General features: G+C 43.7%; 9 protein-coding genes. 3 read left to right on the top strand and 6 right to left on the bottom strand.

What is annotated here, in order from left to right:
* Nucleotides 1-14 precede the first annotated feature (14 nt).
* Genes gatB through gatC form a run of 3 tightly spaced genes read right to left on the bottom strand, consistent with a single transcriptional unit; the run spans nucleotide 15 to nucleotide 3,221 of the window.
* Nucleotides 15-1,445: an Asp-tRNA(Asn)/Glu-tRNA(Gln) amidotransferase subunit GatB gene (gene gatB / locus C5695_RS03400; protein WP_117729178.1), complete on the bottom strand. Its 1,431-nt coding sequence runs from the start codon at nucleotides 1,443-1,445 to the stop codon at nucleotides 15-17.
* Between the two features lie 13 nt (nucleotides 1,446-1,458).
* Nucleotides 1,459-2,916: an Asp-tRNA(Asn)/Glu-tRNA(Gln) amidotransferase subunit GatA gene (gene gatA / locus C5695_RS03395; RefSeq protein ID WP_117729176.1), complete on the bottom strand. Its 1,458-nt coding sequence runs from the start codon at nucleotides 2,914-2,916 to the stop codon at nucleotides 1,459-1,461.
* A 14-nt stretch (nucleotides 2,917-2,930) separates the two neighbouring features.
* Nucleotides 2,931-3,221 (bottom strand): Asp-tRNA(Asn)/Glu-tRNA(Gln) amidotransferase subunit GatC, encoded by a 291-nt coding sequence (gene gatC / locus C5695_RS03390; RefSeq protein WP_003213898.1) that lies wholly within the window; start codon nucleotides 3,219-3,221, stop codon nucleotides 2,931-2,933.
* Between the two features lie 409 nt (nucleotides 3,222-3,630).
* On the opposite strand from gatC, the gene putP reads away from it, so the two are divergent.
* The 3 genes from putP to C5695_RS03375 all read left to right on the top strand — a co-directional run bounded on the left by putP (nucleotide 3,631) and on the right by C5695_RS03375 (nucleotide 7,493).
* Nucleotides 3,631-5,112, top strand: a complete 1,482-nt coding sequence (gene putP, locus C5695_RS03385; protein WP_117729174.1) for a sodium/proline symporter PutP — start codon at nucleotides 3,631-3,633, stop codon at nucleotides 5,110-5,112.
* Nucleotides 5,113-5,281: 169 nt separating this feature from the next.
* A complete protein-coding gene (locus C5695_RS03380) occupies nucleotides 5,282-5,974 on the top strand; it encodes an MgtC/SapB family protein (RefSeq protein ID WP_034664661.1) in 693 nt (230 codons plus the stop codon).
* 112 nt (nucleotides 5,975-6,086) lie between these two features.
* Nucleotides 6,087-7,493 carry an alkaline phosphatase gene (locus tag C5695_RS03375; protein WP_117729172.1) on the top strand — a complete coding sequence of 469 codons (1,407 nt, stop codon included), beginning with the start codon at nucleotides 6,087-6,089 and terminating at the stop codon, nucleotides 7,491-7,493.
* A 43-nt stretch (nucleotides 7,494-7,536) separates the two neighbouring features.
* On the opposite strand, the gene C5695_RS03370 is transcribed toward C5695_RS03375, so the two are convergent.
* Genes C5695_RS03370 through C5695_RS03360 form a run of 3 tightly spaced genes read right to left on the bottom strand, consistent with a single transcriptional unit; the run spans nucleotide 7,537 to nucleotide 22,184 of the window.
* The gene (locus C5695_RS03370; protein ID WP_117729170.1) at nucleotides 7,537-8,544 is read right to left on the bottom strand and encodes a phosphotransferase enzyme family protein; all 1,008 of its coding nucleotides are present in this window, start codon (nucleotides 8,542-8,544) and stop codon (nucleotides 7,537-7,539) included.
* A complete protein-coding gene (locus tag C5695_RS03365; protein ID WP_117729168.1) occupies nucleotides 8,537-14,959 on the bottom strand; it encodes a type I polyketide synthase in 6,423 nt (2,140 codons plus the stop codon). The genes C5695_RS03370 and C5695_RS03365 overlap by 8 nt, the downstream gene beginning before the upstream one ends.
* Nucleotides 14,952-22,184, bottom strand: a complete 7,233-nt coding sequence (locus tag C5695_RS03360) for a type I polyketide synthase (protein ID WP_233230798.1) — start codon at nucleotides 22,182-22,184, stop codon at nucleotides 14,952-14,954. The genes C5695_RS03365 and C5695_RS03360 overlap by 8 nt, the downstream gene beginning before the upstream one ends.
* Nucleotides 22,185-22,201: the final 17 nt, after the last annotated feature.

Below are 22,201 nucleotides of genomic sequence, written 5' to 3'. Positions count from 1 at the left end.
GCGGTTTTTGCTATTTAGCGTTTTTTGATTTCTTCTAGGAGAATCTTGTTGACCATCGGCGGGTTCGCTTGTCCCTTCGATGCCTTCATGATTTGTCCGACTAAGAAACCAATCGCGCGGTCTTTTCCATTTTTAAAGTCATCAATAGATTGCGGGTTGTTATCAAGTGCTTCAGTGACAAGTTTGAGCAGCGCACCTTCGTCAGAAATTTGGACAAGTCCTTTTTCTTTAACGATTGTTTCTGCGTCTCCCCCATTTTCAATCAGCTCTTTGAATACCTTTTTAGCAATTTTAGAAGAAATCGTTCCTTTTTCAATAAGCCTGATCATACCAGCAAGGCCTTGCGGCGTTAGCTTTGTATCTTCCAGCTCTTTTTGAGCAGAGTTTAAGTAGGCAGATACTTCACCCATCAGCCAGTTTGAAGCTTGCTTCGCTTCTGCACCTTCTGAAATGGTCGCTTCAAAGAAATCAGACATTTCCTTTGTCAGCGTCAGTACCATAGCATCATATGCAGGAAGTCCAAGCTCATCAATGTAGCGTTTACGGCGCTCGTCTGGAAGCTCTGGAATCGATGCTCTTACGCGTTCTTTCCACTCGTCATCAATGTACAGCTCCACCAAATCTGGTTCTGGGAAGTAGCGGTAATCATCAGAGCCCTCTTTGACGCGCATCAGGATCGTCTTTTTAGACGCTTCGTCATAGCGGCGCGTTTCCTGCTCGATCAAGCCGCCAGAAAGCAATACTTGCTCTTGACGTTTCTCTTCGAATTCTAGGCCCTTTTGTACGAAAGCAAACGAGTTCAAGTTCTTAAGCTCTGTTTTCGTTCCAAACTCTTCACGGCCAATCGGACGAAGAGAAATATTGGCGTCACAGCGAAGCGAGCCTTCTTCCATCTTACAGTCAGAAACGCCGGTATATTGAATAATAGATTTTAGTTTTTCTAAGTACGCATACGCTTCTTCTGGTGTCCGAATGTCTGGCTCAGAAACGATTTCAACAAGCGGTGTGCCTTGACGGTTGAAATCGACAAGTGAATAACCGTCGCCTGTATGCGTCAGTTTTCCAGCATCCTCTTCCAAATGAAGACGCGTAATACCGATTCGTTTTGTTTTACCTTCTACTTCAATTTCAATCCAGCCGTTCTCACCGATCGGTTTATCAAATTGAGAAATTTGATACGCCTTTGGGTTATCAGGATAGAAGTAGTTTTTACGGTCAAATTTTGTATCTGTTGCGATCTCACAGTTCAGCGCCATGGCCGCTTTCATCGCAAAGTTCACTGCTTCTTTGTTCAATACTGGCAATACGCCAGGATATCCAAGGTCGATGACGCTTGTTTGCGTGTTGGCAGCTGCACCAAAAGGTGTCGGCGAGCTGGAGAAAATTTTTGATTGTGTTTTTAGCTCAACGTGGACTTCAAGTCCAATTACCGTTTCAAAGTTCATTCTGATTCACCCCTTACAGTTCAGGTTTTGCTTTATGATGATCTGTTGCTTGCTCGAAAGCGTGAGCCACGCGGTAAACCGTTCCTTCATCAAAGTGCTTGCCGATGATTTGCAGTCCTAACGGAAGACCGTTGGCAAATCCACAAGGTACACTGATTCCAGGAACGCCTGCAAGGTTTACAGGGATCGTTAAAATATCGTTTGCATACATCGTTAATGGATCGCTTGTCTTTTCACCAATCTTAAATGCAGGAGTTGGTGTTGTTGGACCTACAATGACATCATACTTTTCAAAAACATCTTCAAAGTCTTTTTTGATCAATGTACGGACTTTTTGCGCCTTCTTATAGTATGCATCATAATATCCTGAGCTAAGAGCGAATGTGCCAAGCATGATGCGCCTTTTCACTTCGTTACCAAAGCCTTCAGAACGTGTATTTTTATATAAATCAACCAAGTTGTCGGCATGATCTGTACGGTAGCCATAGCGGATGCCGTCAAAGCGCGCAAGGTTCGCAGATGCTTCTGAAGAAGACAGCAAGTAGTAAGTCGCAAGCGCATATTTAGAATGCGGCAGAGACACCTCTTCCCATGTTGCACCAAGTCCTTCTAATACTTTTAACGCTTTAAGAACAGATTCTTTTGCTTCCTCGCCAACACCTTCTCCAAGGTATTCTTTTGGCACTGCAATTTTCAAGCCTTTAATGTCTCCAGTTAATGAAGAAAGAAAATCTGGTACGTCGACATTTGCACTCGTTGCATCCATTTGATCAACGCCAGAAATCGCTTGAAGAACATATGCGTTGTCTTCTACGTTACGTGTAATCGGTCCGATTTGATCTAATGAAGATGCAAATGCAATTAAACCGTATCTAGATACACGGCCATATGTCGGCTTTAGACCCACAACTCCGCAGAAAGATGCCGGCTGACGAATGGAACCACCTGTATCTGATCCAAGTGAGAATGGCACTTCACCTGCTGCAACAGATGCTGCTGATCCACCACTTGATCCACCTGGAACAGTATTCAAATTCCATGGGTTTTTCGTTGCTTTGTAGCCTGAGTTCTCTGTAGAAGATCCCATAGCGAATTCGTCCATGTTCAATTTACCAATTGTAACGGCTTCCGCATCTCTCAAACGATTCACAACCGTTGCATCATAAATTGGATCAAAGTTTTGTAGGATTTTACTAGAAGCTGTTGTACGTAAATCCTTTGTCACGATATTATCTTTCACACCGATTGGCATACCGAACAATAAACCAAGCTCGTCCTTTTCACCAACTGCCTCGTCCAATTCCTTTGCATATGCACGAGCCTTTTCTTCGTCCAGTGCAAGAAATGCTTGTACTTTCCCGTCTACTTCATTGATTCGTTTATAAGACTCGTCCACTAAATCAGAAACAGACAGTTCCTTTTTATGTAAAAGCTCTTTTAATTCAGAAATTTTGTGGTCAAACAGTGACATGCCTCAGGCCTCCTTTAGTCCAAAATTGATGGCACACGAATATAGCCGTCTTTATGATCAGGCGCGTTTTTGATGACTGCCTCAATGGAAAGACCTTTATTCGGAACATCTTCTCTCATGACGTTTTTCATTTTTAATACGTGTGTTGTTGGTTCAACGTTTTCCGTATCTACCTCGTTTAACTGCTCTGCAAATGAAATGATGCTATCAAGCTGTTCTGTAAACATCTCAGCTTCTTCTTCTGTAATCGCAAGCCGTGCCAAATGTGCAACATGCTTTACTTCTTCTATTGAAATTCTTGACATGCAGGTTCACCTCCAAAATGATACGTGTTCGTAGTCATGATCATAAGTCATATACACTTTATCATATCAAATTTTACTGTTCTAAAGCAACTTTGCGAAGGCATGAGAAGGGAGCCTTTCACCCAATGACCTTTTAACACTAGAAAGGATGAAAATCGTTAGTATCAGGAATTGTTTATTTTTCAGAAAATTTTTTCTTTTAAATGTTTTTGGTAGCGCTTACATATAGATTCTTATCAATCATTCACGCATTTTTTTATGTGAGAAAGAGGTTTAAGAAGGTTGATCAGCAGGGAATACTCTGATAGGTTAAGTAACCATAGTAGTGAGCAGACAGACGATGCGGATGTTCTGTGTATATTTCGAATGAGGTGATGTCAAATTAATACGAAAAAGGTGATATGGAAACATGAGTATTGAGATTGGAATTTCTCTATCTATTTATTTTATTGGAATGCTGGTCATCGGCTGGTATGCATTTAGAAAAACAAATGACTTGAATGATTATATGTTAGGTGGACGCGGGCTAGGTCCTTACGTGACAGCTCTATCTGCTGGCGCTTCAGATATGAGCGGCTGGATGCTCATGGGGCTTCCAGGCGCAATGTATACAACAGGGCTTTCGTCAGGATGGCTTGCTGTTGGTTTGATTAGTGGGGCTTACTTGAATTATCTATTTTTAGCTCCTCGCTTACGATCGTATACAGAGGTTGCTGATGATGCGATCACCATTCCTGACTTTTTTGATAAACGGTTTAAAGATTCTTCTACTTTATTAAAAGCTGTCTCAGCTGTCATTATTATGATTTTCTTTACACTGTACACTTCATCAGGTATGGTATCTGGCGGACGTTTATTCGAATCTGCATTTGGTGCCAATTATATGTTTGGTTTAATTTTAACCTCTAGTATCGTGATCTTATACACTTTATTCGGCGGCTTTTTGGCAGTTAGTTTAACTGATTTTGTTCAAGGGGCCATTATGTTTTTAGCATTAGTGCTCGTGCCGATCGTTGCCTTTACTCAATTAGGTGGTCCAATGGCCACATATCAAGATATTCAACAAATTGATCCGAAATTGCTTGATATATTCAGAGGAACGAGCGTCATTGGCATTATTTCCTTCTTAGCATGGGGGCTTGGTTACTTTGGACAGCCGCACATCATTGTTCGATTTATGGCGATTACGACTGTAAAAGATTTAAAGCCAGCACGTCGTATCGGTATGAGCTGGATGATTGTATCTGTCATTGGTTCGCTATCTGTTGGATTAGTCGGTGTCGCTTATGTACATGAAACTAGTACGACTTTAGCAGACCCAGAAACCATCTTTATTGTGTTTTCTAAAGTGTTATTCCATCCGTATATTACTGGATTTTTACTCTCTGCCATTTTAGCTGCGATTATGAGTTCGATATCGTCACAGCTTCTTGTGACTGCAAGTGCAATGACAGAGGATTTATACCGTACTTTCTTTAGAAGAAAAGCGTCAGACAAAGAACTGGTGATGATCGGACGTATGTCTGTATTGGTTGTGGCCATTATCGCGCTTTGTCTTTCCCTTAATCCAAGTGATACCATTCTTGATCTTGTTGGTTATGCTTGGGCAGGTTTTGGATCTTCATTCGGTCCAGTCATCCTTCTCTGCCTATATTGGAAGCGAATGAACCATCACGGTGCACTAGCCGGAATGGTTGTAGGAGCAGTGGTTGTTTTAACATGGATCTCAACCGGCTTGAATAATACAACTGGCTTGTACGAAATGGTTCCCGGATTTATTTTGAGTGGTTTGACTGCCATCATTGTCAGCCTCTTGACCAATAAACCGTCTAAAGCGTCTAAGAAGCTATTTACCAAAATGGAAGATCACTTGGAAGAAGAAACAAAATAACAAAAGTGAAGAGTCATCTGTCCTTTAGCAGATGACTCTCTTTATTTTTAAATAAAATGCTTTTCTTTCTCCCATTTCTGAATAAAATAGAAGTTGTGGCAGCCATATGGGCTGTAAGAAGATCATATACATGTTGTGAAACGTACATGAAATGAAAGGAGCGATACGCATGTTTTGGACAATTGAATGGGATACGGTCTTAAAATTAGCCGTAGCCACCTTAATCGGCTTGATTATCGGTCTTGAACGCGAGCTGAAGAAAAAGCCGCTCGGGTTAAAAACGTGTATTGTCATTGCTGTCAGCTCCTGCGTATTAACCATCATCAGCATTGATGCAGCCTACAATTTCCCTCGAGTCTCTAAGCTTCAAATGGACCCGCTCAGGTTACCGGCGCAAATTATTTCTGGTGTTGGTTTTATTGGAGCAGGTGTGATTCTGCGAAAAAGCAATGATGTCATCTCAGGCCTCACGACTTCTGCAATGATCTGGGGCGCAGCAGGACTTGGGGTTGCAACAGGTGCAGGATTTTATAAAGAAGCCTTCCTCAGTCTTTTCTTTATTCTCATTAGTGTCGAATTTCTACCATGGCTCTTCCAGCGGATCGGGCCGATTCGCCTGCAGGAAAAAGAAATCCGCATCAGAATGTCTCTTTCTGATCGAAACCGTATGACGGATATTCTAAAAGAAATGAAAGCCCTCAATATTCGCATTCATTCTGTTCGAATTGATGATTTAACAGAAAAGAACTATCCGATCATGGAAGTACGTGTACGCGTGCATAAAGATCGCTATACAACTGATGTGTATTTTGATATTAAAGATCTAGAAGGCGTCGTTGGCGTCAAGTGTGATACGGTATAAAAGGTGATGAGGCAAAAGTCTCATCCCTTTTTTTATGGGAAAAGGGGTTGAACCATTGCCCTCATTCAAATAAAATACAAATTATGAAATAAATGATAAAAGGGGATTTTTCATGGGCTCTATGGATCGTAAAAAACGTATTTTTCTTATGAGTGGGATTCTAGCGGTACTCGTATTCGCTGCTTTATTGACCTCACATTATGTCACTCCCGTCTCAACAAATGCAGCAGACAAGAAACAAACGAAAACACCAAAAAATGTTATTTTTATCGTTGGCGATGGAATGGGGATGCCCGTGATCAAAGCCTACCGCACATTCAAGCAGGAAAAGCTTGGTTCTCCAAAAGCAAAAACCGTCTGGGACCCGTATTTAGTCGGGATGCAGACCACACACCCAGATGATCCTCGAGATAATATTACCGACTCAGCTGCCGCAGCCACAGCCATGGCGACTGGAAAAAAGACATACAATGATGCCATCGCCGTCAACCAAGAAAAAGAACCTCTTAGAAGTGTCGTTGAAGCAGCAAAGGAAGCACAAATGAAAACAGCCTTTGTTGTCTCATCTGACATCACCGATGCGACACCTGCCGCTTTTGGCACACATAACGTCTCCCGAAAAAACAAAGAACAAATTGCAGACCACTTTTATGATGAGAAAATAGGCGGAGAGCACAAAGTTGATATCCTTCTAGGTGGCGGCATCCAATATTTTGACCGAAAAGACCGTGATCTTGTGAAAGAATTTGAGAAGAGCGGTTATTCCATACTAAGGTCAAAAGATGATTTAACCTCCCAATCATCTTCGAAAATGCTCGGCTTATTCCAGGAGGACGAACTGGATCGAGCCATCGATCGTCCAAAGCATGTGCCTACTTTAAAAGACATGACGCAGTCAGCATTAGCCCAATTAAATCAAGACAATTCGCATGGGTTTTTCATGCTGCTTGAAGGTAGTACCATTGATTCTGCTGGACATGAAAATGATGTGGTCGGCGCAATGAGTGAGATGGAGGATTTTGAGAAAGCAGTCCAAGCGGCTCTTCAATTCGCTAAAAAGGATCAAGAAACACTCGTTGTCATCACAGCAGATCATGCGACTGGCGGCTTTTCGTTTGGTGCAGACGGCATGACAAGTGAAACTGGCTATAAATGGGACCCAGCACCTATTTTAGCTGCTAAGAAAACACCTGTGTATATGGCAAAGAAAATCGCAGGCGGACAATCGGTACGTGATGTCCTTCACACCCATATTGATTTCTCGCTCACAAATGAGGAAATCTCACAGGTGGAGAAAGCGGCACAATCAGGGAAGGCCAGTACAATTCAACTCAGCATTCAACACATCTTTGATCAGCGTTCTTTCTCAGGCTGGACAACTTTTGCTCATACAGGTGAGGATGTCCCTGTCTATGCATATGGACCTGGTAAAGCAGCATTTCAAGGCTGGATCGATAATACAAAGCAAGGAAAGAACCTGTTTCATATCATTGAATCACCGTCCACCTATCGCCCATAAAAAAACAATCCCCGCCTCATCACATAGGCGGGGATTTTCATTTTTAAGATTGACTTAGCTTTGTAAAGTCAAACGTCGTAATCGGTGCTGCTTGCTCAATGTCGGAGCGGAAGCTAGCGAGCATGGCCTTCTCTTCTTCTCCGATGGTAGCCAAATCAAATGCTTGATGCAGCAAGCCATAGATTAGCACGTGACGTAAGCGAAGGAAGTCAGGAATGTAGGCAAGCCACTCATCCCCAAGCTCATTCTCTTCACGATAGCCTTTAAGGAACTGCTTCATAAAGTTTCCTGCAAAAGCTGCTTTGTCTTCGTATGGAATGACTGGGTACCACAACACATTGTATAGCAAAATGCTAATGTCATTCATAAACCAATTGTACCCGATATCATCGAAATCAAAGGTCGTAATTTTGCCTTGATCCCAGTGGAAGTTTCCGTGATGAAGATCCGCATGAACCAATCCGTACGTATTCTGATTTTTCGGAAGCTTTGCCAGCTTTTCCATCAACCGATCCGCTTGTTCGAATACAAGCGTCTGATCGGCTGGGACATACTTACGCAATTTAAGCTGCTCCTCTTCATCCCACTCTTGTCTTTTATTTCGCGGATCTGACAGCTGATAGCTTTTTGTCAGTTTATGCATGCGGCCTGTGTACTGTCCAAGGGCATAAAATAATTCATCGTTCCAGTCTGCCTCTTCGACTTTATGGCCTGGTGCTTTTTCATAGACCCGCAGTAAAAATGAACCGCCTTGCCCATCGTCTACTTGCTCGATATCACGGCCATTTAATGAAGCAATTGGTTTTGCAACCGAAAGTCCGCCCTTCGCTAAGTGATGGAGCCATTCCATTTCACCTAAAATATAATCAGGTGATCTGCGGATGGTATGGGTAATTTTTAAAATGAAAGACTCTCCGTCTTTTTTAAGTTCATACACATAGTTTTCTGCATCTGCGATAAAGTGGATGTCACTTCGCTGGACTCCGTATAAATGAGTGGCCTCATCTAAAATTTTTGATTCTTCATATATGGCTTTTACATCTTTATGCATGCTGATTCTCCCTCTTCATATATTTTGCTAATTCTCGAATGGTGTGTTTTTCAGCAAAATTCAAATCATCAACATACCAACCCTTCTTTTCAATCTCTACTTCCATTTTGACAGCAAGTAAAGAATTTCCTCCTAAATCGAAAAAGTCGTTGTCAATTCCTACTTTTTCCACATGAAGAATGTCACACCAAATCTCAAGAAGCAATGCCTCGCGTTCATTGGTTGGCTGTGCGTAAAGTCCCTGATCCTGCGTTAGTTCCGTCTTTAATAATGAACGAAGACCTTCTTGATCATGTACCTTAAGGGCTTTTACATACCCGCTGTACAGCGTTTGATCTGTTTGAACCGTTTCCCATGTGTAACCTTCAAAAGCTGTATGACTTGCTGTCTCCACCTTTTGACCCTCTATTTCTTCAGCCGGGTGCTGACGAGGTGACAGGTGGTCGACGATCTGAATGTGATCGCTCAGTGAACCGATTTCTTCCACTTGTATCCGGTATGTTTGCTGCTCCCCCATCTCCTGCATCTGGTGCTCTTTCATAAATGACTTGAATAGCTCATTACGTCCAGTCGATGCAAATGTGAATTCAATAGAAGAAAGCTGGTGCTGACGGCTATATTCAGCGAGCCATGTCAGACATTTTTGCTCAATCCCTTTCCCTAGAGCACGGCAGCTTAGCATCCATGCATCAATGATCAAGGTGTCGCCTGCATGATGAGCCAAGATCGCCCCTACAATTCCTTCATGACTGAAGCGATCCGCTGCCTCGATAATCCAGCCCTGAACATGCTCATTTTCCATCCGCTCTCTCAGCTGCTGTTCATCAAAGCGCTGATCATTTAAGCGGAATTGGTTAATGCGACTGCTCATTTGCGCCACGCGGGCAAGGTGCTTTTCTCCCCACTCTGTTACACTCATGTTCAAATTCAAATCTTGTAAAAATTGCTCCATTGACGGCGATTCTGCTTTCTCCTTTTGACGAGCTTTTTCAGCCTTGTAGCTTGTTGTTCGCCCTCTATCTTCATCTGTGACATCATAGCGGTCAAATGCCCAAGCATGCTGAGCGAATAATGGGATCGCTTTTTCATTGGCAGGTAGTAGCAGTGTCATCACTTCAGGCAGCTCTTCATTCATACGCAAGCACTGAGCAGGATCATCATCTAAGAAAATAAACTGAGATAATGAAAGATTCAGTGAATCTGCCATCTCTTTGAGATGTGCCGGTTTACTTTCCCAATTGATCCGCCAATCGACAATATCATCTTTTTGCAAGATCATATCTGGGTGGTTTTCAAACACGCGCCACACATCTTCTTCATTATTCCTGCTGCTTAAGACAAGCAAGAGACCTTCTTTTTGCTTTTGTTTTAAAAAGCGCTGAAGCATTTGATGTTCTGGCGTAATATCGATGCCTTCTATACCGTCTTCTGAAACGACACCTCTCCAAAGCGTGTGATCACAATCAATGGCCGCTACCTTAAATGGTGCACCTTGCCATGCAATGAACTCGCGAGCGACTTTTGTACCGATGGCTCCACAAAAGACTTCAGTGAATGGGAGATGTGCGGCTTGCTCTCCTTTTACATCAAAGATGTCATCTATCTGATATTGCTTCGCAAGCTGACGGCAGTCGATTAATTGAACACCGTCTATCTCAGATAATTGAGCAATCCACTCTCGTTCCACATCTTGCAGCGTGTCTTTAAGAGCAGCACTTATCGGCAGAATCCCAACAAAATATAAGTTATGTTTCGTTTTTGATTTCAGAACGTTTGCAAGTTCTTCAGCATGCTCTGCAGCCAGTTTTTTCTTTTCTTCCAGTGAAAGATGAGCTGGACCCGTGATATCCTCTAATCGAATGAGCAGAAGGTTCGCACCGTTTTTCTTCTGTGAGATAAGGCTGCGCTCATTTAGTAATTCCTGATATACCTGCCCATACGGTGCAAATTGAACATCAAGCTGCACATCAAGCTGCACATCAAACTGCTTGGTCCAGTACTGAATGTAAGGTGCGATTGGATCTGCTGTAAATGTCGAGCTAACTGTAAGTACGAGCGGTGCTTTTTCCTCTGCACGCTCCCTTTTCTCCTTTGCTGCCTGTTCTTCTTCCTCTGTAAGCACATCGAAATCCTTGAGCAGTTGATCAGGTGCTTGAACAGCCTGTTCGACCAAGTGCTCGAAGTGCTTGACGAACGCTTGCATTGTCTCATGTTTAAACAGCGCAAGATTGTATTGAAGGACGCACTTTAACTCACCTGTTACTTCTCTGACAACATCCATTTTCATATCGAGTTTGGAAATTCCCTTTGCAAACTCATGTGTTTCGAATGTTAGTCCATCGGCTTCGATTTTAATATTCGGATCGTACTCATTATGGTAGATGAGCATTGTATCAAAGAATGGATTGCGATGCGGTCTTGTTTTTGGATTCAGATGCTCAACCATTTGGTCAAATGGGTACTCTTGATGGTCATACGCATCCAGCAATACTTGCTTTGTCTGCGCCAGTTGCTCTGTAAAGGTTGATTCTTGTACCATGTCTAGTTTAATTGGCAGGAAGTTTGTAAACATGCCAATTGTATGCTCGATATCTGCATGACGCCGTCCAGCCACAAGTGAACCGACAATCAGCTCCTCTTGATCTGCATAACGTGAGAGCAGTAGCCCATAGAGCTGGAACAAGATAACGTTATTTGTCAGCTGATACTGTTCAGCAAGCTGTTCAATTTTCTCAACGATGTGCGGTTCAATATTGAATTTGATCGCTCTTCCTAAGAAGGATTGTTCCTTCCGTTCAAAATCATATGGCATTGTCAAAGTTGGCACATTTGAGCCAATTTGCTGCTTCCAATAATCCTGCTGCTTTTGAAACATTTCGCTGCGGAAATATTTGTCTTGCCATTCTGCATAATCTTTATATTGAACAGTGAGTTCCGGCAAGGTTTCCCCTCGATAGAGCTCAGTAAATTCTTTAATAAAGATGTTCATGCTCGCTCCATCCGCCACAATATTATGCATATCGACTAATAAGAGATGATCATGTGCTGCAATTTTCACAAAACGCACACGGATCAATGGTGCAGCCTTTAAGTCAAATGGACGAATGAATTCATCGATTTGTGCTTCTAATCCTTCTTCATCAGCCTCTGTCATTTCAACAGCAAATTGGAAGTCATCATGGACACGCTGAACTGGTTCACCATCTTTTAATTCAAAGGTCGTTCGCAAGGTTTCATGACGATCAATTAATTGCTTGAAGGTCTGCTCAAAGCGCTCGACGACAATTTCCCCTTTACATCTCAGTGCCATCGGCATGTTATAAGAGGTCACTTGACCAATACGCTGATGAATGAGGAATGTCCGTCTTTGAGCAGCAGATAATGGGTATGTGTCTTTCTTTTCGACTGGTTCAATCTTGAAATATTGATGCTTCTCTGCCTTTTCGATGAATGCTTGGAGCTTTTCAATTGTCGGATTGTTAAACATGTCTGTGAGCGTTAGCTCTACACCAAACTCTTTGTGAATTTGAGAAATCAGACCGGTGGCATTTAACGAATGTCCGCCAAGCTCAAAGAAATGGTCGTCTCTTTCCACCTTTTCAATTCCTAAAATGTCTTTCCACATCCGCTGTAACGTTGCCTCAATGTCATTCGATGCGGCGGCATGGACTTGATTGTTTTCTTCTATTTCCTGCCCTTTGTTATCCTTTGGCACCACCATTTGCACACCTGAGGATGAAGATAATGCAGATGTATCTACCTTTTCAATCCAATATCGTTGTCGTTCAAACGGATAGGTCGGCAAGGATACTTTTTGATTTAATGTCTGATTTCGCAATTTTGTCCAGTCAACCGGCACCCCTTGAAGCCAGATGTCACCCAATCTTCCCAGCAGGTAGCGGTCGTCGGCTGCCTCTTCTTTTGGATGACGCATCAATGGAATCGGCTGCTGATGATGTTCCTTTGAAGCTTGGCGAATAAAGGCACTTAACGTATTCCCCGGCCCGACTTCAACGAAAATAGGATCAAGCTCCGTTAATAATGTCTCCGCTCCATCACGGAAACGAACCGCTTGCCGCAAATGATCAGCCCAATATGCCGGGTCTTGCACTGCTTCATGGTCAATCCACGAACCTGTGACGTTAGAAATATACGGGATAGACGGCGCATTCAATTGATACTCGGCGACCTTTTCTTTAAATGATGGCAGGATGTCATCCATCATTTTAGAATGGAAGGCATGAGAGGTGTGAAGCTTCCTGCACCCATGTCCAGCAGCCTCCAGCTTCTCAGCAAGTGCATCAATGGCTACGGTCCCACCTGACACTACGCACAATTCAGGACCATTTACTGCTGCAAGTGAAAGATCATCTGTTAAATATGGCAGCACGTTCTGTTCACTCAAAGGAACACTCAGCATAGAGCCTTTTGGAAGCTGGCTAATGAGCTGTCCGCGATAAGCGACAAGATCTACGGCATCTTCAACAGATAGTAAACCAGATACGGCAGCAGCCGTATATTCTCCAATACTGTGACCGATCAGTGCCTGCGGTTTGACGCCAAAATGAATCAGCAATTTAGCCAAAGCGTATTCCACACTAAAGAGAAGCGGCTGCGTATATTCTGTTTGGTTGATCAGCTGACGATCATCACTTGCTTCTGTTGAGAATAAAATGCTGAATGGGTCAACTGAGACATGCTGTTTGAATTGATTCAAGCATTGATCCAGCGCTTCTTTAAAGACTGGATATTTGTCATAAAGCTGACGCCCCATGTCTACATACTGAGATCCTTGGCCTGGGAAAAGAAAGACGACTGGACGGCTCGATGTTTGGGAGCTAGCCGTCTTGACCACCTCTTTTGACCTTTGATTCAGCGCCTGTAACATATCCGCTGTGTTACTTCCAAGAATGACACGTTTATGCGGGAAATGATGGCGGCCTGTTTGCAGCGTATAGGCAACGTCACTTAGACGAACATGTTGCTGATGCTGGAGTAAATAGTCCGCAAGGCGATCCGTCATTTTTTCAAGAGCTGCTGGTGTTTTGGCAGATAATAAAAGAAGTTCACTATCCTCAGGGCTATCTGCTGCTACACGTGCAGCAGGTGCTTCTTCTAAAATGACATGAGCATTTGTTCCACCTATCCCAAATGAGCTTACACCTGCCCGGCGAGGAGATTCCTGCGTGCTCCATGGCGTCAAATCTGTGTTTACAACAAAAGGCGAATCGGCAAACTCAATTTTTTCATTTGGTGTTTCAAAATGAATGGTCGGCGGAATTACTTGATGCTTTAAGCTTAAAACGGTTTTAATAAAGCCCGCGACACCTGATGCATCATTCAAATGACCAACATTCGATTTGACAGACCCAATGCGGCAAAAGCCTTTTTTATCTGTATCAAATGCTTGCTTGAGCGCTTCAATTTCGATCGGATCTCCGAGGGTTGTCCCGGTTCCATGTGCTTCAATGTACGAAATGGTTTCAGGTTCCACCTCAGCCATTCGAAGTGCTGTCTTAATCGCTGAAACTTGACCTTTCGTACTTGGCGCTGTATATCCTACTTTTCTATTTCCGTCATTATTAATAGATGATCCTTTAATGACAGCATAAATGTGATCGCCGTCTTCAATGGCATCCTCTAAATTTTTTAAAATAACAGCGCCTGCACCATCACCAAAAACGGTTCCATCGGCTTTGTTATCAAAAACGCGGCAATGTCCGTCAGATGAATGAATCATGCCTTCTTGATACAGATAACCCGATTTTTGCGGCAGACGAATGGACACGCCGCCTGCAACTGCCATATGACAGTCGCCGCTTAATAAAGCCTGAACGGCTAAATGAATCGATACCATCGAGGTCGAGCAGGCGGTTTGTACCACCATACTCGGTCCCTTCAGATTTAATTTATATGAAATCATCGTCGCTAAATAATCACGCATATTCAGAACGGCAGCTTCCAGTGTTTTAGAATCTTCACCTTGTGCCGCCCCTTGAAGTGCTCTCATGACCCATTCTGTATTGATCCCTGCACCTGTATAAAGACCGATTTGCCCTTTATATTCAAACGGATCGTACCCAGCGTCTTCAAGCGCCGTCCAAACACATTCATGAAACAGTCTAAACTGCGGGTCCATCATAGCCGCTTCCTTTGGTGTATAGTCAAAGAAATCTGCATCAAATAAATCCACATCATCTAGCATTCCTTTTGCTTTAACAAAACGGGGGTTTTTTAATAAAGCTTCATCTGTACCTTCACGCCGTAATTCTTCTTCTGTAAAAAAGGATATTGTTTCTTTTCCTTTTTTCAGATTCTCCCAGTACTCATCAACATTTTTGGCCCCTGGAAAACGACCTGCAAGACCGATAACAGCAATTTCTGCGCCATGATAGTGATTCGTTGTATCATTCATTCTCGATTCCGCCTCTCAATCTTTTATTCCGTTGCTGTTTAAAACGAGCTCTTCGATCACCTGAAGTGACGACGGCTAGTTCTTCTTCCATCGCTTCTTCCTTCGAGTCATCAGAGGGCTGGATATATTTCGCAAGCTCTGCAACAGAAGGGTACGTAAACAAGGTCACAACCGCTTCATTTGTTTGAAGTGCTTGATTTAACCGATTGGTGACTTGAACAATATCCAGCGAGCTTGCGCCGAGATCAAAGAAATTGTCGTGAATGCCCACTTGTTCCATGCCCATAAAGTCCTGCCAAACTTGACAGATCGCTTTTTCAGTTTCATTTCGAGGCGCCACATATGGATTGCCCAGCTCTGGTCTTTCGTGCTTAGACACTTCATATGAATCCTCATCTGTTGCGGTCTTAGACTCTAGTGACAGCCATTGATCTATCCGTTCATCAAGATTTCCTGTGGACACGAGCATGTGTCGATTCTGCCGGTTAGACAGAACATACTGGAACAGCTCAGCACCCTCTTCTGGTAAAATCGCAAGCTCATTGATCGATTCACCAATTGTGGATTCTAGCTCACCCCAGAAATTCCATGCATCCCAGTTCACACACATCCACGGGGTTTGACTATGTTGATTAAGTCTAGCTGCAAATGCATCCATATATAAGTTAGCCGCTGAGTAAGCAGAGAATCCTAAGCCCCCAAGCAATGCACTGATGGAAGAAAAGAGAAGACAAAAGTCTGCTTGTTCTTGTTCCAGCAGCTGCTCTAGCACATCAAGCCCTTTCACCTTTGATTGGAATTGATCCTCTCCCTGCGCCAGTGTAGAAGGGATATCTTTGATTGCACGGAAGGATGTACTTCCTGGTAATCCTGCTGCATGGAATACACCATGAACGCCGCCATGCTTTTTGCGAATGGCATCAAATACACGTTTCATCTGATCAAGATCTCCTGCATTCGCCTGCACCGCTTCTACTGTTGCCCCTAACCGTTCGAGCTCAAGCACCTTTTCAATTCTCGTGCGCTGCGCTTCATCGGCATTTGCTTGTTGAACATATGACGCCCATTCATTTCTTGGCGGCAATGCCGTTCTTCCAGTTAAATAAAGATGTACATTTCCTTCCTTCGCCAGCATCTTTGACAGAACAAATCCTATACCGCCTAAACCTCCTGTAATCAGATACACACCATTTGGCCTGATCATCTTCGGAAGTCCATCTTCTTTTTGCAGCGGCAAATGCTTGTAGCTCTGCACCCAGCGCTTTCGATGACGATACGCCACAAGCTGGTCCTTTCCAGGCTGCATGATTTCCTGCAAAATAAGATCGACAAGGACTTGTTCCTTCCAAGACATGACTCCTGGCACGTCTTCCACATCGATATTCCAGCACTTAATATGATGGTATTCCTGTGAAATGACTTTACATGGTCCAAGCATTGCACTTTTCTCTGCACATATCGTCTCATTGCCTGTGACTGGCTGAATTCCGCTAGTGATCGTAAACAGACGGCATTCTCGAATATTTTTTTGGGCAGCAATCGCTTGGGATAAGAAAATTAAGCTGTAATAGCCTTTTTCAATGTGCGCCTGAAAGGCGGCTTGACGATTCGAGTTGTCATCTTCTTTCGCAGCTTCCCATAAATGCAGAATCCGCTGAATATTGATGCCTCTATTAGACAATGAATCTAGCATATTTCGGTAGTGCTGGCCTTCTGCCGGATTGATCTTAAAGGAATCATCTTGCTCTTGATAAGCTTCACCCTTTGTGACAGAAATGACCTTGATCCCTTTTTGCTTAAATGAATGGGTAAACAGTTCATGAAAAGCATCCTGTTCCCTGAAAATGAGCCACGTTTGTTCTTCTGTTTCTTTTTCGAAAACTGGTTTGAGCGGCTGCTGTTCCCATGAAGGCAGGTAGAACCATTCTTCTATCTCTTTCTTCTTCGTTTCCTTAGGAGCGGATAGCTGCGGAGACGCGGGCTTTCCTGCTTCAATCCAATATCGTTTCCGCTCAAATGGATAGGTCGGCAGCGATACGAGCTGACGTTCCTCTTGAGTTGGATGTTGCTGCGCTTTGACCTCGTAGCCCCCTGCCCATAGCTCTCCTATTCTCTTTAAGAAATATGCATGGTCATCTGCTTGTTCTCTCGTATGCCTCACCATATTCAGGACATCATGATGTGACTCTTTGTTTTCATGACGTTTCGCTAATGCCGTCAAGCTGTTTCCAGGTCCAACTTCAATGAGTGCTCGTACTTCATCGGTTAACAGCTGAGATAGACCTTCATGAAAACGAACGGTTCCACGCAGGTGGTTCGTCCAATAAGATGCTGTCATCACCTCTTCACTTGTCGCCCAGGTGCCTGTAACATTCGATACAAACGGAATCGCCGGCTCGTGGAATTCTACTTTTTCTACGATTTGTTGAAACGCCTCAAGCATAGGCTCCATCATGTAGGAATGAAAGGCATGAGAAGTATGGAGCTGTCTTGTGATAATTTCTTTGTCTTGCAGTTTCTTTTCAAATGCAGCGATATGCTCTTCTTTTCCAGAAACGACACAAAGGTCTTTTGCATTGACAGCAGCAATAGAAAGCGATTGATCGATCATCGAGCCGAGTTCCGCCTCTGGTAATTGCACACTAAGCATCGCGCCTTTTTCCATGTCTTGCATTAATCTTCCTCTTGCCATCACGAGTGTTAATGCAGACTCGAGAGAAAAGACCCCTGACAAACAAGCGGCAACGTATTCGCCGATACTGTGTCCAATCATTGATTCTGGCTCAACACCGCTATGTTGAAGCAATTTGGCTAATGCATACTCAAATATAAAGAGGAGCGGTTGGGCATTTGACGTTTTTGTGATGTCTTCGTTCGTTTCATCCTCGGAAAAAACAATGCCCTTTAAATCCACTTGCTCCGTTTCCATTACATATTTAAAGCATCTATCTACTTCCCATTTGAACACTGGCTCTGCATCATATAACCCGCGCATCATACCAGCATACTGAGCGCCTTGACCTGAAAACATAAAGGTTGCTTTGCGCCATTTTTTGCTTCGGAACACGCTCGTTTCAAGCTGTTTCTGCTGCATCCATTCATCAGCAGACGCGAGTACGATCGCTTTTCGGTATGGAAACTGCTTTCTGCCATACCGCAATGTATAAGCAATATCTTCAAGCGGGACTTGAGGATGCTGAATCACATACTGCTTTAATTGCTCTGTCATTTTCGCTAAAGCAGTATCTGTTTTAGCAGATAAGACGAGCAGCTGCTTTTGGGTAGAAGCTGGTTTTTGCTTCGCCTGTATGCCCTCTTCTATGATCATATGGGCGTTCGTTCCGCCGATACCAAAAGAGCTGACTCCCGCTCTTCTCGGACCATCTGCTTCCTTCCAATACAACGCCTTTTGATTCACATAAAACGGTGTATCTTTGAAAGGAATTTCCTGATTGGGTGATTCATAATGAATGGTTGGCGGGATCGTTTTATGCTGGAGAGCCAAAATGGCTTTAAACAGACCTGCAATCCCTGCCGCACTATTTAAGTGTCCGACATTACTTTTCACAGAACCGATCGGAATCGTCAGCGGATCTGTCCCTTTGAACACTTGGCTAAGAGCGGATACCTCAATTGGATCTCCCATTTTTGTCCCCGTACCGTGAGCTTCTATATAACCGATAGACACGGGATCGATACCTGATTTTTCATACGTTTCTTTTAAAACCTCTGCTTGTCCTTCCACACTCGGAGCTGTAAAACCAGCTTTTCGGCTGCCATCATTGTTCACACCAACCCCTTTGATGACCGCATGAATAGGGTTGCCGTCTCTCATCGCATCTTCATAACGTTTTAGCAGAACAATCCCCGCTCCATCTCCGAAAATGGTTCCGCTCGCCTCTTGGTCAAACGGACGGCAATGTCCATCTTTTGATTGAATCATCCCATCTTGATAGATGTAGCCGATATTTTCTGGAGAACTGACCGTCACACCGCCAGCCAGTGCGGCATCACATTCTTGATTCAATAATGCTTGACAGGCCATGCCTATGTTGACAAGTGAGGTCGAACAAGCTGTCTGCATGGTCACACTAGGCCCGTGCAAATTCAATTTATAAGAAAGCTGCGTACTAAAAAACTCACGATCATTTAACAGCATGGCGCTGAACTGCTCAGTTGCTTCCATTTGATGGGCAAAGCGCGTCAGCCACTCATGGTTTGGACTCGTTCCTGTATAAACGCCAATTTTCCCTGCCATTCGATCAGGGTCACAGCCAGCATCCTCCAGCGCTTCCCAAGCACATTCATGCAAGAGCCTGAACTGCGGATCCATTAGCTCTGCCTCTCTAGCAGAATAGTTAAAGAAGTCTGCATCAAAGCCTTCGATCTCTTGTAAACGACCTTTTGCTCCAATGAAATTCGGATGCTGGTAGACAGACGCATCCAGCCCTGCTTTCTTGAGCTCTTCTTCTGTGAAAAAGTGAATCATTTCCTCGCCATTCACAAGACGCTGCCAAAAGTCTTCTAGCGATGAAGCTCCTGGGAATCTTCCAGCCATTCCGACAATCGCAATATCAGTATGCTCCTGGGACGTGTTTTTTACTGGGCGAGAAACAGGCGTTTGAACCTGTTCTGACTGTTCTTCAAATAAATATTCAGCAAGACTTGCCACTGTCGCAAACCGATACAATTGCACAGTGTCAATTTGCTTGTCCACGTGCTCAGATATTTTCGCTGCAAGCTGAGAAATATCAAGGGATGTCGCACCAAATTCAAAAAATGGCGATTCATCATCCATTTGATCAAACCCAAAATGAGTTTGCACAATGTCGTGAATCTCTTTTTGTAAAGAAGCGAGTGAAGCAAAGACACGCTGTTCATTCTGCGGCTTTTGCGGTTCAATGGCTGCCATCGTATTTGTTTGTGCCGAGAAATCGGTTTTATGAAATGGGTACCCAGGCAGCGGAATACGCTGCCTGTTCTTCTCATCTGTTACAGGAAAGGCTAAGCCGACTCCTATTTCCCAAAGAACACCTGCAATTTGAAGCATGTCTCCATCAAGTGGTTCGGTTGTTTTTTCTGCTCCCTTTTCAAATACAATCCCTTGTTTCATTGAAAGGTCAATGATCAAAGCTGGTGATTCTTGCTCAATCATTGGTGATTTTACAGGCTGATCCATATTAAGAAGACCTTTTGCAGACGATGGGTCGAAAGTGATTAGTTCCTCCCCGGTTTGCTGCAAGTAAACAGGCTGTTGAAGTGTCCTCTGAGGCAGGGAAGCCAGCCTTTGATTAACCATCTCGGTGTCATGAAGATGGTACACAATAGATACCGCATCATTTAGCTCAAGGCCGCCTGCTGCATATAAAGCTGTCCAGACTCCGCTGCCTTCTCCAATCCAGCCATCTGGTTCAATTCCGAATGATCTTAGCATGTTGGCAAAAGCCGATGTCATGATCAGCATCGCCACTTCTGATTGACGGCTTTGTTTAGGATGGAACAGCTCATCTTTTTTGATAGGTACAGCGGATTGGACGAGGCTTACGATTCGATCCACTTCTGTTTTGAAAGAAGGATCTTTCTCATACAGCTCGATGTAATCACGTAAACCTGACTCATGGTACCCCGTCAGCTTCATGTTGATCCGTTTATAAAGATGACTTTCTCTGCCTGCTGTCTCTTCATTCAGCAATTGCAGCTCCGCTAATAACTCTTCCCGCGTGGAACAGACAAACGCTTTTCGATATTTGAAAGCCTTTCTTCCACTTTGTAAGGTATAAGCTGCTTCACCAAGTGAGAGATCAGGATATGAGGAGACATATTCCTTTAAGTTTTTTGTCATCTTCTTCAGATCATGCGTTGATCTAGCTGAGAGCACAATTAATTCTTTGGACGAGGCCTTGCTGTTTGTTTTTCTCGGCTGTGCCTCCTCTAAGATGACATGAGCATTCGCTCCCCCTATACCAAAGGCACTGACTCCAGCTCTCCTTGGCAATTGAGATGTCTTCCACTCCTCTTTGTCTGTCCCAACATAAAATGGGGTTTGATCAAAAGAAATGCGGTGATTCGGCTTCTCAAAGTGCGGCATCGGGACAAATTGACGATGATGCAGCATCATGACTGTTTTGATAAAACCAGCTACGCCGCTTGCGGCATCTAAATGCCCAATATTGGCTTTGACTGATCCAATTCGGCAATAGCCTTGTTGATCTGTTTGAAAAGCACGAGTAAGCGCCTCAATCTCAATCGGATCTCCAACAGGCGTACCCGTTCCATGTGCTTCGATATAAGAAATCGTCTCTGGTTCTGTCTCAGCCATTTCTAACGCAGATTCAATAACACTTGCCTGTCCACTCACACTTGGGGCTGTATAGCCGACTTTATTACTTCCATCATTGTTCGTTGCAGATCCTTTTACAACAGCATAAATAAAATCTCCATCTTCTATCGCATCTTTTAATCGTTTTAGCGCAACAACGCCTGCACCTTCACCAAAAACGGTTCCTTTTGCTTTTTCATCAAACGGACGGCAATGACCATCAGGAGAATAAATCATTCCTTCTTGGTATTGATAGCCTGTGATTTGCGGCTGATGGAGTGTGACACCTCCTGCTAACGCAAGGTCACATTCACCGCCGATTAATCCTTGGCAGGCCATATGGATCGCAACAAGCGATGTGGAGCAAGCCGTTTGCACCGATACGCTTGGACCTTTTAGATTTAATTTATAGGCAATTCGCGAAGCAAAGGATGGGTCATTGAGATGCATGATTTGAAACACATCTTCGTTCTTTGCAAGTGATGACATATGCTGCCCCATCCACGATAGATTGCTAGATGCCCCGGCATAAAGACCAATTAATCCTTCGTATTGCTCAGGTTCATAGCCTGCATCCTCAAGCGCATGCCATGTGCATTCATGCATCAATCGAATTTGCGGGTCCATAATCGATGCCTCTCGCGGAGAGTAGCCAAAAAAGTCTGCATCAAATGATGATGCATGTTTTAAATATGGCTTTGCCTTGACATAATCAGAACGTTTTAGCAGCGTCTCATCTACACCCGCTGCCTTTAATTCTTCATCAGTGAAAAACGTAACGGATTCTTTCCCTTGCGATAGATTTTCCCAAAACGCTTGCACATTCGGTGCCCCAGGAAATGTACCTGCTAATCCTACAACTGCAATTTCAAGTCCAGATTCGCTCCATTGCTCTTGATCAGACATACGCTGCATTTCTCCCA

The organism is Bacillus pumilus (assembly GCF_003431975.1).
Taxonomy (GTDB): Bacteria; Bacillota; Bacilli; order Bacillales; family Bacillaceae; genus Bacillus; species Bacillus pumilus_N.
This window is presented reverse-complemented; position numbering and strand designations above follow the sequence as displayed.